At 68.5% G+C, this 13,694-nt stretch carries 13 protein-coding genes, 1 pseudogene and 1 CRISPR repeat array; of the genes and pseudogenes, 10 read left to right on the forward strand and 4 right to left on the reverse strand.

Features of this window, described 5'->3' with window-relative positions; all coding sequences use genetic code 11:
* Positions 1–19 precede the first annotated feature (19 nt).
* From OG496_RS54685 to OG496_RS54715, 7 genes are all read left to right on the forward strand, one after another.
* A complete protein-coding gene (locus OG496_RS54685) occupies positions 20–1,654 on the forward strand; it encodes an FtsX-like permease family protein (RefSeq protein WP_405976884.1) in 1,635 nt (544 codons plus the stop codon).
* A 448-nt stretch (positions 1,655–2,102) separates the two neighbouring features.
* The gene (locus tag OG496_RS54690) at positions 2,103–3,005 is read left to right on the forward strand and encodes an AraC family transcriptional regulator (RefSeq protein ID WP_405976431.1); all 903 of its coding nucleotides are present in this window, start codon (positions 2,103–2,105) and stop codon (positions 3,003–3,005) included.
* A 96-nt stretch (positions 3,006–3,101) separates the two neighbouring features.
* Entirely contained in the window at positions 3,102–3,800 is a 699-nt protein-coding gene (locus tag OG496_RS54695) for a hemerythrin domain-containing protein (protein WP_405976432.1), read from the forward strand.
* Positions 3,797–4,675 (forward strand): LLM class flavin-dependent oxidoreductase, encoded by an 879-nt coding sequence (locus tag OG496_RS54700; RefSeq protein ID WP_405976433.1) that lies wholly within the window; start codon positions 3,797–3,799, stop codon positions 4,673–4,675. Before OG496_RS54695 ends, OG496_RS54700 begins: the two co-directional genes overlap by 4 nt.
* 61 nt (positions 4,676–4,736) lie before the next feature.
* Positions 4,737–5,144, forward strand: a complete 408-nt coding sequence (locus tag OG496_RS54705; protein WP_405976434.1) for a hypothetical protein — start codon at positions 4,737–4,739, stop codon at positions 5,142–5,144.
* Positions 5,145–5,532: 388 nt separating this feature from the next.
* Positions 5,533–6,456: a helix-turn-helix domain-containing protein gene (locus OG496_RS54710; RefSeq protein WP_405976435.1), complete on the forward strand. Its 924-nt coding sequence runs from the start codon at positions 5,533–5,535 to the stop codon at positions 6,454–6,456.
* Between the two features lie 271 nt (positions 6,457–6,727).
* A complete protein-coding gene (locus OG496_RS54715; protein ID WP_405976436.1) occupies positions 6,728–8,203 on the forward strand; it encodes an aldehyde dehydrogenase in 1,476 nt (491 codons plus the stop codon).
* A 245-nt stretch (positions 8,204–8,448) separates the two neighbouring features.
* On the opposite strand, the gene OG496_RS54720 is transcribed toward OG496_RS54715, so the two are convergent.
* The 4 genes from OG496_RS54720 to OG496_RS54735 all read right to left on the reverse strand — a co-directional run bounded on the left by OG496_RS54720 (position 8,449) and on the right by OG496_RS54735 (position 10,943).
* Positions 8,449–9,066, reverse strand: coding sequence for an NAD(P)-dependent oxidoreductase (locus tag OG496_RS54720; protein WP_405976437.1), 618 nt, complete (start codon positions 9,064–9,066; stop codon positions 8,449–8,451).
* A gap of 130 nt (positions 9,067–9,196) precedes the next feature.
* On the reverse strand, positions 9,197–9,628 hold the full coding sequence (locus OG496_RS54725) for an ester cyclase (RefSeq protein WP_405976438.1): 432 nt from the start codon (positions 9,626–9,628) through the stop codon (positions 9,197–9,199).
* The gene (locus OG496_RS54730; RefSeq protein WP_405976439.1) at positions 9,625–10,071 is read right to left on the reverse strand and encodes an alpha/beta hydrolase; all 447 of its coding nucleotides are present in this window, start codon (positions 10,069–10,071) and stop codon (positions 9,625–9,627) included. The genes OG496_RS54725 and OG496_RS54730 overlap by 4 nt, the downstream gene beginning before the upstream one ends.
* Entirely contained in the window at positions 10,026–10,943 is a 918-nt protein-coding gene (locus OG496_RS54735) for an oxidoreductase (protein WP_405976440.1), read from the reverse strand. The genes OG496_RS54730 and OG496_RS54735 overlap by 46 nt, the downstream gene beginning before the upstream one ends.
* Before the next feature lie 87 nt (positions 10,944–11,030).
* Between OG496_RS54735 and OG496_RS54740 the strand changes: the two genes are divergently transcribed.
* From OG496_RS54740 to OG496_RS54750, 3 genes and pseudogenes are all read left to right on the forward strand, one after another.
* Positions 11,031–11,588, forward strand: coding sequence for a TetR family transcriptional regulator (locus tag OG496_RS54740; RefSeq protein WP_405976441.1), 558 nt, complete (start codon positions 11,031–11,033; stop codon positions 11,586–11,588).
* A gap of 207 nt (positions 11,589–11,795) precedes the next feature.
* Positions 11,796–12,473, forward strand: coding sequence for a hypothetical protein (locus OG496_RS54745; RefSeq protein ID WP_405976442.1), 678 nt, complete (start codon positions 11,796–11,798; stop codon positions 12,471–12,473).
* A pseudogene (locus tag OG496_RS54750) lies at positions 12,457–12,672 on the forward strand (transposase); the annotation flags it as partial. The gene OG496_RS54745 and the pseudogene OG496_RS54750, both read left to right, overlap by 17 nt.
* Before the next feature lie 136 nt (positions 12,673–12,808).
* Positions 12,809–13,367: direct repeats of the CRISPR family, unit length 30 nt; unit sequence GTCCTCATCGTCCCTACGAGGGGTCACAAC.
* Positions 13,368–13,694: the final 327 nt, after the last annotated feature.

The raw sequence follows: 13,694 nt of genomic DNA on the forward strand, positions 1-13,694 counted from the left end.
CTCTGTCGCGGGCACTGCCCTGATCTTCCCGGTGCTCATCCTCATCGGCACGGCCACCCGACTGGCAGCCGCCCGCCGTGAGCAGCGCTTCGCAGCGATGCGCCTGGTGGGCGCCACCCCGGGGCAGATCTCGTTGATCTCAGCCGTTGAATCGACAGTCGCCGCGGTCATCGGCACCACTGTCGGCTTCGCCCTCTTCTACCTCTTCCGGACGCAGCTGGCGGCCGTCAACCTCACGCGTACGCTGTACTTCGCCAGCGACCTCACGCTCCGGGCCGGCGACATCCTGCTCGTCTCCGTCGCCGTCCCGGTGGGGGCCGCGATCGCGGCCCGGATCGCCCTGCGCCGCGTGCACGTCTCCCCGCTCGGAGTCACCCGCCGCATCACACCGGGCCCGCCGCGGGTCTACCGGCTGATCCCGCTGGCCGCCGGCATCGCCGAGCTCTCGTACGTCATCGGCCGGGTTCCCAGGAGCACCAACGGCCAGATCTGGGTCTTCGTCGGGGGGATCCTCCTGGTCCTCACCGGAGTTGTCATCGCGGGCCCCTGGCTGACCATGGCCGGAGCCCGCGTCCTGGCCAGGCGCACCAGCCGGCCCGCTCTGCTCGTCGCGGGCCGACGACTCGCGGACGATCCGAAGGCCGGCTTCCGCGTGGTCAGCGGTCTCGTCCTCGCCCTGTGCGTCACCAGCACCGCCGTCGGGATCATCGGTTCATTGAACGCCGAGCGGGGCATCCCGAAGAGCACCCCGGCGATTGGCAGCGCCCTGGTTGCCGACTACGTCCAGGGGAGCGACGTAAGTGTGCCCCCGCTCTCGCCGGCCGCGCTGAGCGACCTGAACTCCATACCGGGCGTCAATGGCGTGCTGACGATCCACACGAACCCGCTCGGCACCGCGGACCCATCCTGGGCCGGCCCTCGGGGCTCCGGGAAACCGCCGGTGGCGGGCCTGGCCTCCTGCGCCGAGCTCGCGAAGATGCCGGCCCACAGCGCGTGCGCGCCCGGAGCCGAAGCGGCGTCGGTCAGCCGGGACTACGGCACCTTCGGTACGTACTCCTGGGAGCACTGGCCCACGGAGTGGCCCGCCGCCGGTATCTCCGCCCAGCGACTGGCCCGCCTGCCGGCCCACGAGATCGTCGTGGCCACCGACGGATCGACCTCGACGATCGAACGCGCACGCACCATCCTCGCGAACACGTATCCCGACCAGGACGTCCCGTGGACCGTCCGTGAGGACCATGCCCAAAGTGGCGCACAGCTCGCCGGATACCAACAACTGGCCAACGTGGTCATCCTGGTCAGCTTCCCCATCGCCGGCTGCAGCCTGGCGGTGACCGTGGCCGGGGGCTTGCGCGACCGCAAGCGCCCCTTCAGCCTGCTGCGGCTGACCGGTACACAACTCGGGGTGCTGCGGCGGGTGGTACTGCTGGAGAGCGCGGTCCCGCTCGTGGCCGTCGCGGTCGTCGCGATTGGAATAGGTTTCCTGGCCGCCCAACTGTTCGTACAGGCCCAGTTCAACTACTCGATCCGGGCACCGGGAATCCAGTACTACGCGATCGTGGTCGCCGGGCTAGTGGCCTCGCTGGCGGTCATCGCATCCACGATGCCGCTGCTCAGGCGGATCACGGGACCCGAAACAGCACGCAACGAGTAGCAGGAATGACGGGGTGTTCGGACCGGCTGGGTCAGCCGGTCCGAGCCCTCCGTCGTTCAGAGCGGCTTGGCCCACGAGCTCGCGCCGGATCCCGAGATGCGCGGCCCGTCATCGTGCCGAGCAGCGGCCCGCACGGGTGGCATCCCGTCGATGTCGACGACGGCCGGACGACGTCCTTCAGTTCGTCGCCGATGGCCGGACCGGGAATCACTGTGATGGCGGAGCCGCTGACGGACGTCTGCTTCATCACGTCAAGGCCTGGGACTCGATGTCCACGCGCGGCCAGGCGCCCGCCTTGAGAGTCCAGCGCTCCACAAGCTGTCGTGATCGGTGTGCCGCTGGGCCGGGGTTGCGTGAACCGCCCGGCCGGCCTCGCGATCACGGGCTACGATGACTCGAATGCCCGGTCTCCTGCCGAGTGGTCCGACCGGCATCGGGGGAGTGTCTGATGCTCGTTCGCACGTCGACGATCGAATCCGTGCCGCAGGACGAGGTGACGGTATCGACGTATCGCTACGCCGAACTCGGTCCCATCCATATCGGTGAGGTCGATTTCAGCGGCGAGCTGGGGCTGGAGGCCGAGGACGTCGGCACGGGTTTCTACGTGCACGTGCCCATCGCGGGGCGTTTCGAGTCACGTCACCGGGGTGTGGACCTGACGGTGAGCCGCCTGGGCTCGGCTCTGTACCGGCCGGGTGGCGGCGCCGTTTCCGCCCGTTGGCCTGCCGGGTACCGCGGGCTGTGCGTCCGCATCGACATGCCCGCGGTGGAGACGATGCTGGCCCGGCTGGTCGGTGACCGTACCTCCCGCCGTGTCAGCTTCGACCCGGTGATGAACTACGCCGACGGCTTCGGACGCAACTGGGCCGAACTGCTGGTGTCCGTCAACCGGCAGATCGCGGCTCCGGGCAGTCTGCTGTCGCAGCCGCTGGTGGCCGGGCCCCTGGCGGACAGCATCGTGAACGGATTCCTCCTGGCGGCGACGCACTCCCACCCCGAGGCGCTCGGTGGGCCCGTCACGCGTGCACGGCCCGTGTCGGTCCGTACGGCCATCGACCTCATCGAGTCGGACCCGCAGGCGCCGCTGACGCTCTCGCTCCTCGCGGACCGTTGCGGGGTCGGACCGCGAGCTCTGCAGAAGGCGTTCCAGGCGCATCTGGAGATGTCACCGATGGAGTACGTGCGTGACGTCCGGCTGCGTCGGGCGCACGAGGAGCTTCGTGCGGCCGACCCGGCCACGGATTCGGTCGCCGCCGTCGCCCGCCGCTGGGGTTTCGCTCATCTGGGGAGATTCGCCGCCGCGCACGAAGCGAAATTCGGTCAGAAGCCGCTGCATACGCTCCGCGGATAGCCCGATTCGCGTGCTGGACATTTTCTTTGCCGACGGAGGCCAGGTTGCTAGATTCCGGATCGCCAAGTCCTTCCGGCAACCTCTGGGAATGCAAACATGAGCAACGAACCGCTTGCCGACGTACGTGACATGTACATGGCCCACGCGATGTTCCGTCGTGAGTTCGGACTCGCCCCGGCACTCATCCGCGGTGTGGCCGACAACGATGTCACACGCGCCGCCGTCATCGCCGATCACCTGCAGATCGTCGACAACGGCCTCCATCACCACCACAGCGCCGAGGACAAACACCTGTGGCCGCGGCTGCTGGAGCGGAACGCGGCGAACGCCGAGTCCATCGCGCAGCTGATGGAGAAACAGCACGCACACATCGACAGGGTCCTGGACGAGGTGCGCGCCGGGCTGGCGCACTGGCGCGGTACCGCGGATGCCGCCCAGCGCGACACCCTCGCCGTGTCGATGGCCCAGCTCTCCGACCTTCTCAAGGAGCACCTCGCGGCGGAGGAGGACCACGCCGTACCGCTTCTCGCCCAGTACATCACCGCTGCCGAGTGGGGGCAGATGCTGGCCGACGGCGCGGGGGACATCGCGCCGGAACAGGCCCCGCTGATCTTCGGCATGATGGCCTACGAGGCGGACCCGGACACCGTCCGCGACATCGTCGCCCAGATGCCGCCCGAGGTCAGCGGCATCATCGGCGGTCTGGCCACGGAGGCCTACGCGGCCCACGCGCAGCAGGTCTACGGCACTGCCACGCCGGAGCGTGTCGGTGCGCGCGGCGGGGTGAGCCGATGACCACCGGCACAGTGAGGTTCGGCGCCCTGCTGGAGCCGAGCCCGGGCCACCCGCAGGACGTCGTGGAACTGGCCGTACTGATGGAACAGCTCGACTACGACGTCGTCACGCTGTCCGATCACCCGTACTGGCCCGAACGGCTCGACACCCTCGCGTTGTTGACCGCCATGGCCGTCAGGACCGAGCGCATCACGGTCATGTCCAACCTGCTGAACCTTCCGCTGCGTCCGCCTCCAGTGCTTGCCCGCACCGCCGCGACCATCGACATCCTCAGCGGCGGCCGATTCGAACTCGGTCTGGGCACCGGCGCCCAGCAGATGTGGGGGTCCATCGCCGCGGAGGGCGGGCCGGCACGCACCGCCGGGGAGTCCATCGAGGCGCTGGTAGAGGCCACCCAGCTCATCCGCGCGTTGTGGACGTCCAAGACGGATGTCGCCTTCGACGGCAAGCACTACCGGCTGGACAACGCGAAGCCGGGGCCCGAGCCGCGGCACGAGATCGGCATCTGGTTCGGCGCCTACCAGCCGCGGATGCTGCGGGTGGTCGGGACGATCGCCGACGGTTGGATCCCGAGTTCCCCGTTCCTCCCGCCAGTCGCGCTGCCGGACGCCAACCGGATCATCGACGAGGAGGCGCTCGCCGCAGGCCGCTCGCCGCGGGACATCGGCCGCGGTTACAACATCGAGGGCATCTTCGGCACCGGCTCCGGCTTCCTCGAAGGCCCCGCGACGGTGTGGGCCGAGCAGCTTGCCGAGCTGGTCCTGAACAAGCAGGCGGACACGTTCTTCCTCTACCGCGCGGCCTCGGCCGACTTCCTCCGCCAGTTCGCGGCAGAGGTCGCCCCTGCGGTTCGCGAACTTGTCTCCGTCGCCTGATCGCTCTGTATGTGGAGCGCAGGCCGGGCAGCCGCGCAGCTTGCGTTTCAGGTTCCTCATCATGTCGAATCCCGGGCAACTGGCCGGCGTCTTCGGCGTGTTGCTGAAGGAGAGGGCCGACGGCCTCCTGCCGCCACTGCTCCGTGATCGCGTCCAGCCGGGGCAGGATCGCGGTGCAGCCGGTCACTGGGCGGAGATCTCGTGGACGGTGGTGTCGTCGGGGTTCAGCCGACGCCCGTCCGCAGACAGCACTTGCAGTGCGCCCCCGAGTTGGAGGCAGCTGGAGGAATCTCACCAGGCCGCGGAGGAGATGCGGATCACCCGCAGGACGCTGCTGGAACTGCCCGAGCCGGCCGCACCCCGGCAACTGCCGGACCATCCGGCTTACCAGCAGATCATGGCGGTGTTCACCACGGTTGACGCCCAGCTGCGGGCCGCTCGCACACCTGCCGCAACAACACCAGCGTGAAGCTCAAGCGGCTCGCCGAGCGCGGGTCCTCGCCGAGACCGAGCAGGGCTTGCTCACCCAGCCGCGGCCGGAGGCCGCCCGGCGCCGCCGCGACCTGCCAACTCACACCGGACGAAGCAGCGCATCGAACATCAGGTCCCGTACCACCCTCTGACACTCGGGCCTGCAAAGGCGCCAAGGCCGCCGCTGGCACCCACCGGGCCACCCTCCGTGAATATCGTGATCGGCCGAGCGACAGTGGCGAGGACCGACAACACCGCGGCTCGATGAGCGGACCTGCTCGGAGGGCCCAGCCCGAGCGAGGCCCCCAGCTGTGCCGGTGACAGATCCGCTGGGGGGTACTGAGCGTGACTCGTTGGCGGGCGAGCCGCGGCGTACCGTCAATTGCATGAGCGATGGCAAGCAGGTCAGCCCCGGGGTGCGGGAAGAGATTCGCGCGTTCCTGGCGACCCGCCGCGCACGGTTGACCCCCGAGCAGGCGGGTCTCACGGTGTTCGGCGGCGATCGGCGGGTCAAGGGTCTGCGCCGCGAGGAGGTCGCGGCACTGGCCGGCATCAGTGTCGAGTACTACATACGCCTTGAGCGCGGCGACGCCACCGGTGTCTCGGAATCGGTCCTCGACGGCATCCATCACGCGTTGCAGCTGACCGACGCCGAGCGGGCGCACCTGAGTGACCTGCTCCGCGCCAGGCGCTCCCGTCGACCCGCGCCGCCCACTGCACGGCCGCGGCTGCGGCCGCCGGTTCAGCGCATCCTCGACTCGATGACCACCACCGCGGCGCTCGTGTTCACCGGCTGCCTCGACATCATCGGCGCCAACGCGCTCGGCCGAGCGCTCTACGAACCGATGTACGCCGAATCGGGTCGGCCGGTCAACACCGCCCGCTTCGCGTTCCTCGACCCGGCGGCCCGTACCTTTTGGCGCGACTGGGACAGAATCGCCGATGACTCTGCCGAACTGCTGCGCGCCGAAGCCGGCCGGACGCCGTACGACACGGAGCTCACGACCCTGATCGGAGAGCTGTCGACGCGTAGTGAAGACTTCCGGGTCCGCTGGGCTCGTCATGACGTGCGCTCGTACGCCACTGGCGTCAAACGCGTCCACCATCCGGTCGTCGGCGACTTCGAGCTCGCGTACGAATCGACCCGGCTGGCCGACCCCGGTCAGCTAATGATCATGTACACCCCCGAGCCGGACACCCCGTCGGAGGACGCGCTGCGGATGCTCGCCAGTTGGGCGGCGCCGAAGCCGGGCGCGGATCAGCCACACCCGGCGGCCGACCCGCACGCCACCGAGCGCGAACCCGGATAACCGTCTACGCAGAGCAACTGTTCGTCTGCGACCCGTCTTCGGACGGCTGCTCGCCGTGCCCGAAAACAGCCGACCGCGTCTCCGGGCGGACGACCCGACCGCTGCGTCTCCCGCTCGGACATCTCTCAGCCTTCGCATTCGGCGGGTGCACCGCGACTCCCACCATCCGCGCCGTTCCAGCCTGCCCGCACACACCGCGGCCGCGTCACCCGACCAGCAGTTCCGAAGCAGTCCCGACTCTTTCCGAGCCGTCGCTTACCAGGAGATTCCCATGAACACCGTCCAGAACCAGACCCCCTTCGACCGGCCGATGTTCTTCGTCGGCGGCGACTGGATCGGCCCCAGCACCGATGAGCGTCATGTGGCCTTGGAGGCCGCCACCGAGGAACCCATCGGCATCGCCGCGATGGCCGGCCCCGCCGACATCGACGCCGCCGTCGCCGCCGCCCGTGCCGCCCTGGAGAGCGGGCCCTGGGCCAGCAGCACCGCAGCGGAGCGCGCCGAGGCCATGCGCCGTTTCGCCGACGCGTGGGACAAGCGAGCAGACCTTGCCACCACCCTCGTGAGCCGCGAGAACGGGATGCCCATCGCCCTGTCGCGACAGACCAACGGGCTCGGGCCGGCCGGTCATCTACGCCGCAACGCCGATCTTGTCGAGAATTTTCCCCTGGAGGCGCTTCGCCCCAGCATGCGGGGAGCCACCATCGTGCGCCGCGAACCCGTCGGTGTCGTCGCGGCGATCACCCCCTGGAACTTCCCGCTCGGACTGGCGCTGAGCAAGCTCGCCCCGGCCCTCGCGGCCGGCTGCACCGTGGTGCTCAAGCCGTCGCCGGAAACCGCGCTCGACAGCTATCTGCTGGCGGACGCCGCCATCGAGGCCGGCCTGCCCGCGGGTGTGCTCAACATCGTGCTCGCCGACCGGGAGGCCGGCGCCTACCTTGTGAGCCATCCCGGTGTCGACAAGGTCGCCTTCACCGGCTCCACCGCGGCCGGGCGCGCGATCGCCGCCGAGTGCGGGCGTCTGATCCGTCGTTGCACTCTCGAACTCGGCGGCAAGTCCGCCTCGATCGTGCTCGACGACGCCGACCTCGACACGTTCGTCGCCGGTCTGGACGGCGCCTCCTTCATGAACAACGGCCAGACCTGCACCCTCCAGTCCCGGATCCTCGCACCGCGCTCGCGCTACGACGAGATCGTCGAGGCCGTGGCCGGCTTCGCTTCCAGCCTCGTCGTCGGCGACCCGCTGGATCCGGCGACGACCTGCGGCCCGATGGCCAGCAAGACCCACCAGGAACGGGTGCTCGGCTACATCGAGGCCGCCCGCGCGTCGTCGGCCCGTCTCATCACCGGCGGCGGGCGCCCCTCGGGGCACGACCGCGGCTGGTTCGTCGAACCGACGGTCTTCGCCGACGTGGACAACTCCGACCGGCTCGCCCGCGAGGAGGTGTTCGGACCGGTCCTCGCCATCATCGCGTACGACGACGAGGCCGACGCCGTACGGATCGCCAACGACTCCGACTACGGGCTGGCCGGGTCCGTCTGGACCCAGGACGAGGCACGCGGCATCGACGTGGCCCGGCGGATGCGCACGGGCACGATCGGCGTCAACTACTACGCGATCGACTTCAACTCCCCGTTCGGCGGCCTGAAAGCGAGCGGCATCGGCCGCGAGTACGGTCCCGAGGGGCTCAGCAGCTACCTGGACCACAAGTCCATCTACACCAGCGCCGATCATCTGCCCGCCTGACACCGCCTCTTGTGGCGGTCGCCATCCGACCCGAGGCCGGCGACCGCCACAGAGCCGGCTTCAACGGTGATCGGGGGACAGCGGCCTGATGCGCACAATGGAGCGGGCAAGAACACCCGGTTCGGCGACACCGGCGTTGGCCGCACGTTCATAACGGGCGGCGGCTTCAGGAGAGGCGTTGTGGTGCAGCACGCCGACATGGGCGCGGCCCGGCACGACGACTCCGGAGGGTACGGCGGACGTGGTCAGTTCTGCACGTAGACGGACTGATTCAGGTAGCGCTCCTGTTCCAGATTGTCGAGCATAAAGTCGGTGAGGTCGGCTCGGGAGATCCTGCCGAAGATGGACCGGCCTCGGTAATCCCCTTGCCGGTAGGCGCCGGTGGCGGGGCCGAAGGTGAGGGTGGGCGGCTGGACGATCGTGTACGTGAGGCCGGAAGCGCGAACCAGCGCATCCTGCCGTTCCTTCGCCGAAAAGCTGGAACGGGCGAAGAGGCGGACTGCGCCCACCATGCCTCGCATCGCGGGGTTGAGTCGGCGTCGGCTGATCACGCTGGTACCGAATCCGGTGAGCGCCTCCACGCGTTGTACGCCGGTGTTCCGCATCGCGGCGAGTATGGCGCGGGTACCTGTGTCGCAGACGGCGTCGCCGAGGCTGATGATCACCGCTTGAGCTCCGGCGAGGGCCTTTTCCAGGGCCGGCACGCAGTCGAGTTCGGCGATCGCGACCGTCAGATTCGAATGAGGGAGCGTGATGTGGGAGGCGTCGCGGGTGACGGCGATGACCTCGTGCCCCCTCCGCAGTGCTTCGGGGATGAGCACGGAGCCGACACTGCCGCTGGCGCCGAAGACGGTCATTCTCATGGCGGTGCCTTCTCCAGGTCCGTGATGCAGGTGTGACACTGCCGAGATGCCGACCGGCGACCGGGACGATCCCGGCAGTGTCCATGGGTGCCGGCCGGGATCATCGGTCGCGCCGGTACGGCTCGCTGTGTCAGGAGGGGGAGGGCAGGCTGGTGATGCCGAGCTGCAGGAGCATGGCGAGGATGTCCTCGACGAAGGTCGCCTCGGCGATCTTGCCGTCGTGGATGCGATAGATCCCCACGCCGTTCCACTTTGCAGGCTTGTCCGTGGCGGGCATACCCATGAACGGGCCCGTGTTGACGCCGCTGTTGGTGAACAGCGCGACGACGGTGTCGCCGTCGGCCAGGAACCGCTGCGGCTCCAGGTGCATGCCGCTGAACGCGTCGGCGGCGTTGGCCTCGGCGAACTTCCTGAAGTCCGCCAAGCCGTGATACTCGCCGAGACTGCCCCCGCGCCAGACCATGTCCTCGGTCCAGTACCGCTCCAGGCCGGAGAGATCGCCCCCGTTGAGGGCGGTTTCGATGAATTCCTGGACGACGGAGATGTTGTCCTGCGCGCTCATGGTGGTGCTCCTGCGGTCGGTGGATCAGGCGGAGAGACGGGCGTTGAACCAGGAGGAGATGCGGTCGAAGACAGAGCGGCCGGTCCTGGGGCCATGTTGTTGAAGCCGTGGACGCCATGGGGCCATACATCGAGGTCGGCGCGGCTGCCGGCGACCTGCCAACGGGCGGACATGAACAGGCTGTCGTCCAGAAGAGGATCGAGCGTGCCCACGGTGAACAGAGCAGGCGGGAGGCTGTCCAGCTTCGCGAAGAGCGGGGAGCGGGACGGGTCCCGCAACTGTTCGTCGTCAAGGCCGGGGAAGGCATGGGCAACGAAGCCGCGGACCCAGTGGCTGGGCAGGACGAGGGTGGCGTGGTCGGCGAAACGCCGGCTGGGGCTGCGGCCTCGATGGCATATCAGGGCCGGAAAGCGACTCCGGTCAGCCGTTCGCTCTCCGCCCACAGGCGTGCGCCCTGCTGCGGATCGTCCGCGCCGCGGGGGAGCTTGACCGGCTTTGGTGTGCCGGAGGTCTGATCGCGTCCCGAAGGGCCGATGAACTGCCCGCTCACCACGTCGGGGGTGCTGGCGGCGTACAGCGACGGCCACGCGGCGCCCTCGGCCGAACCCATGAGCAGGCGCTCGGCAATCGGGGTGAACACCCTGGCCAGGGCGCCATTGCCGTGCTGCTGAAGGTTGGTCATCGCGGCCCCCGGGTGGACCACCAGCGCCTTGAGGGGCGTGCCGGCGGTGCGCCGGGCGAGTTCGAGGGTGTAGACGATGTTGGCGCGCTTGGATTTGGCGTAGGCACCCATGCCCCGGTAGCTCTTCTCGCTCATCAGGTCATCGAGCCGACCCATGGGCCAGCGCGCGGCGATCGCACTGACCGTGACCACCCGAGGGGCCGGGGAGCGGAGAACGGCGGGCCACAGCTGCGCGTCGAACGCGAAGTGGCCGAGATGGTTGGTACCGAAGGTCATCTCGAACCCGTCGCGCGTACTCTGACGGGTCGGCAGGTTCATCACCCCGGCGTTGTTGAACAGCAAGTCGATCGTCTCGGTCTCGGCGATGCGAGAGGCCGCCTCGCGGATCGAGGCGAGGTCCGACAGGTCGACCACCAGCGTGCCGGTCTCGGCCTTCGGCGCCACGGCGAGCACCTGCTGTACCGCTTTGTCGAGGTTGGCCTCACTGCGTCCAGCAAGGATGATCCGCGCGCCACGCGCAGCTAGCACACGTGCAGTCTCCAGCCCGATGCCGCTGTTGCCGCCTGTGACGAGGGCCGTGCGTCCAGCCTGGTCCGTGATTGCATCCGGGGTCCAGTGACTCATCGTGATCATGCTCCCTTACTGAACGATTTTTCAATAGTCATCGTGCGGGTGGCGCGAAGCTTTGTCAAATGAACGTTCATTAATTAAAGTGGGCGGATGCGCACCCGGGATCCCGAAGCCAAGAAGCAGTTGCTCTTCGAAGCCGCGTTGGCGGAGTTCGCCGAGTTCGGCCGGGCAGGAGCGCGGATCGACCGGATGGCCAGACGTGCGGGTATCAGCCCGGGGCTGGTCTACTCGTTCTACGAGGGCAAGGCCGAACTGTTCGACGCGGTCTTCGACCGGATAGTCGACCTGATCATCGCGTCCGTACCGATCGACGCAGATCGCCTGCCCGAGTATGCGGGCCACCTGCACGACGCAGGCAGGTCATTCCCCGACGTCATGCGGTTTCTCAAGTGGTACGACCTCGAACGCGGCGACTCCTCGCAGCGCACCGCCGTGGCCGCCTCCATGTCCGAGAAAGTCGCGGCGATCACCGAGGCGCAGCGGCGCGGGACGGTGACGACGGCGCGGCCCGCGACGCACATTCTGGCCCTGGTGCTGACCTTGGCAAACATGTGGCACTTGCCCGGAGAGGACGTGGCAGGCCTGGTGCCCGAACCCGAACGGCGCGCCTTGGTGACCTCTGCGGTCGCGGCGTTGGTCACGCCCTGATGCGCGACCCGCGCTTTCCATCGGCCGCCAGGTCAGTCGCGCTGATCCGCTCCTACCGGGTCTTCCTCGACCAGCGGCGACACGGCTCGCAGATCATTTAGCCCAGCAGGCCGCGCCTGGTAGCGCTCATGTGCGCGTCGTCGACGTTGGCGCCGACCGCCTCGCTAAGGGCCCGCAAGGCGTCATCTCCGCAGCAGCCTGATCCCCGTGTCCCAGGTCTCCATCCCCGACACCACCGTCACCGACTACGACGGGCAGGGCCGGGCCGGCCTGGTCACCGAAGAACACAACGGAGCCAAAACCTGGACCAACACCCTCACCACGGCGCCAGGCTCCTACTGGCAGTCCTTCGGCTACTACGCCATCGGCGACCGTCGTCAGACCATCGACCACGCCATCGGGACCACCGGCAGCACCGTCACTACCGCCTACGCCGACGGCTGCACCACCAACTGCAACTCCACAGGCGCCCAGCCACACACCCTGACCGCCACGACCGGCGGCACCAACCCGACCGCGTTCGGCTACGACGAAGACGGCAACCTGCACACCCGCACCCCCACCACCGGACCCGGCCAGACCCTGACCTGGGACGACGAGGGCCACCTGGCCCAGGTGGACACCACCGGCAGCAGCCCCACGACCACCAAGTACCTCTACGACGCCGACGGCAACCAGCTCATCCGCCGCGACCCCGGCCAGACCACGCTCTTCGTCGGCGACACCGAGATCGTCGTCAACACCAGCGTCACCCCCAACACCCTGCTCGGCGCCGTCCGCACCTACAGCCACGGCGGTGCAGGCGCCCCCGTGGCCATGCGCTCTAGGGTCCGTCTTCAAAGATCATTGAGTGGTGGATCATGGTCGGGTGATACGCCGCCATGAACTCACCGACCTGGAGTGGGAGTTACTTGCTCCGCTCATACCGCGTGCCGCGACGGGACGACCGCGCGTGCCGGACCGGCAGGTCATCAACGGGATGGTCTACAAGATCCGGACCGGGGTCTCCTGGCGTGACCTGCCGGAACGTTACGGGCCGTGGCAGACGGTCTGCACCCTCTTTCGCCGCTACGCGTTGGACGGCGTGTTCACCCGGGCACTCCAGCAGATCCAGGCCGGCGCGGACGCTGTCGGCGACATCGACTGGCTCGTCCAGATCGACTCCACCATCGTCCGCGCCCACCAGCACTCGGCCGCCACCGGCCGAAAAGGGGGATCAGGTCCTCATCGTCCCTACGAGGGGTCACAACACGACCAGACGCATGCCGCAGTCGTCGGCGTGGGCCGTCCTCATCGTCCCTACGAGGGGTCACAACTTGACGATGGCGGACATGCCGAGGACGTGGTGGGTGGTCCTCATCGTCCCTACGAGGGGTCACAACAGGTGCTGGCCTCGGCTGGCGGCAATGTGCGGGATCGTCCTCATCGTCCCTACGAGGGGTCACAACACGAGGAGGACTTCCGCCTTGTACGTGGTGTGGCCCGTCCTCATCGTCCCTACGAGGGGTCACAACACGATCTGCGCCCACGTCGAGTCGAGGGACAGGAGGGTCCTCATCGTCCCTACGAGGGGTCACAACGAGGCGGACGTCGAGGCGGCTACGAACCGGCTGTGGGTCCTCATCGTCCCTACGAGGGGTCACAACCCAGCCACGGCCGCGACAACGGCGGGCCGCTCCAGGCGTCCTCATCGTCCCTACGAGGGGTCACAACCCGCGAGCGACGCCCGCGACACCAGGGCTGTGGCGCGTCCTCATCGTCCCTACGAGGGGTCACATCTGTTGGCCGATGCCGAGGTGGGCGAGTGAGCGGAGTTGGGTGTAGCTCCTTTCAAGGGACAGGCTGAGCTGGGCATTTGCCTCACCGGCCGGGCCGAGCACCGCATAGATCGTTTCGAAACCGCCAGGTCACGCTCGGGGCCGGATCAAGATCGACTGCCTGGAAGTCACGGATCGCGGCGACGCCCTCCTGGGGACCCGGTTCGATCACCCGGTCGCGCGCCAAGCCGCAGTTCATGCAGGTAGAGCCGTCCCTTGAAAGGAGCTACGCCCAATCGGTATTGGCTCCCCGAGAAGCGAGAGTTGTTCGGCGACGGCGTCCGGGTCC

The organism is Streptomyces sp. NBC_00988 (assembly GCF_045162645.1).
Classification (GTDB): Bacteria; Actinomycetota; Actinomycetes; order Streptomycetales; family Streptomycetaceae; genus Streptomyces.

Excerpts from the sequence above, each read along its gene's own strand:
- OG496_RS54690 (WP_405976431.1), top strand. The coding sequence starts at position 2,103 with ATGCTCGTTCGCACGTCGACGATCGAATCCGTGCCGCAGGACGAGGTG.
- OG496_RS54695 (WP_405976432.1), top strand. The coding sequence starts at position 3,102 with ATGAGCAACGAACCGCTTGCCGACGTACGTGACATGTACATGGCCCAC.
- OG496_RS54700 (WP_405976433.1), top strand. The coding sequence starts at position 3,797 with ATGACCACCGGCACAGTGAGGTTCGGCGCCCTGCTGGAGCCGAGCCCG.
- OG496_RS54705 (WP_405976434.1), top strand. The coding sequence starts at position 4,737 with ATGTCGAATCCCGGGCAACTGGCCGGCGTCTTCGGCGTGTTGCTGAAG.
- OG496_RS54710 (WP_405976435.1), top strand. The coding sequence starts at position 5,533 with ATGAGCGATGGCAAGCAGGTCAGCCCCGGGGTGCGGGAAGAGATTCGC.
- OG496_RS54715 (WP_405976436.1), top strand. The coding sequence starts at position 6,728 with ATGAACACCGTCCAGAACCAGACCCCCTTCGACCGGCCGATGTTCTTC.
- OG496_RS54720 (WP_405976437.1), bottom strand. The coding sequence starts at position 9,066 with ATGAGAATGACCGTCTTCGGCGCCAGCGGCAGTGTCGGCTCCGTGCTC.
- OG496_RS54725 (WP_405976438.1), bottom strand. The coding sequence starts at position 9,628 with ATGAGCGCGCAGGACAACATCTCCGTCGTCCAGGAATTCATCGAAACC.
- OG496_RS54735 (WP_405976440.1), bottom strand. The coding sequence starts at position 10,943 with ATGATCACGATGAGTCACTGGACCCCGGATGCAATCACGGACCAGGCT.
- OG496_RS54740 (WP_405976441.1), top strand. The coding sequence starts at position 11,031 with ATGCGCACCCGGGATCCCGAAGCCAAGAAGCAGTTGCTCTTCGAAGCC.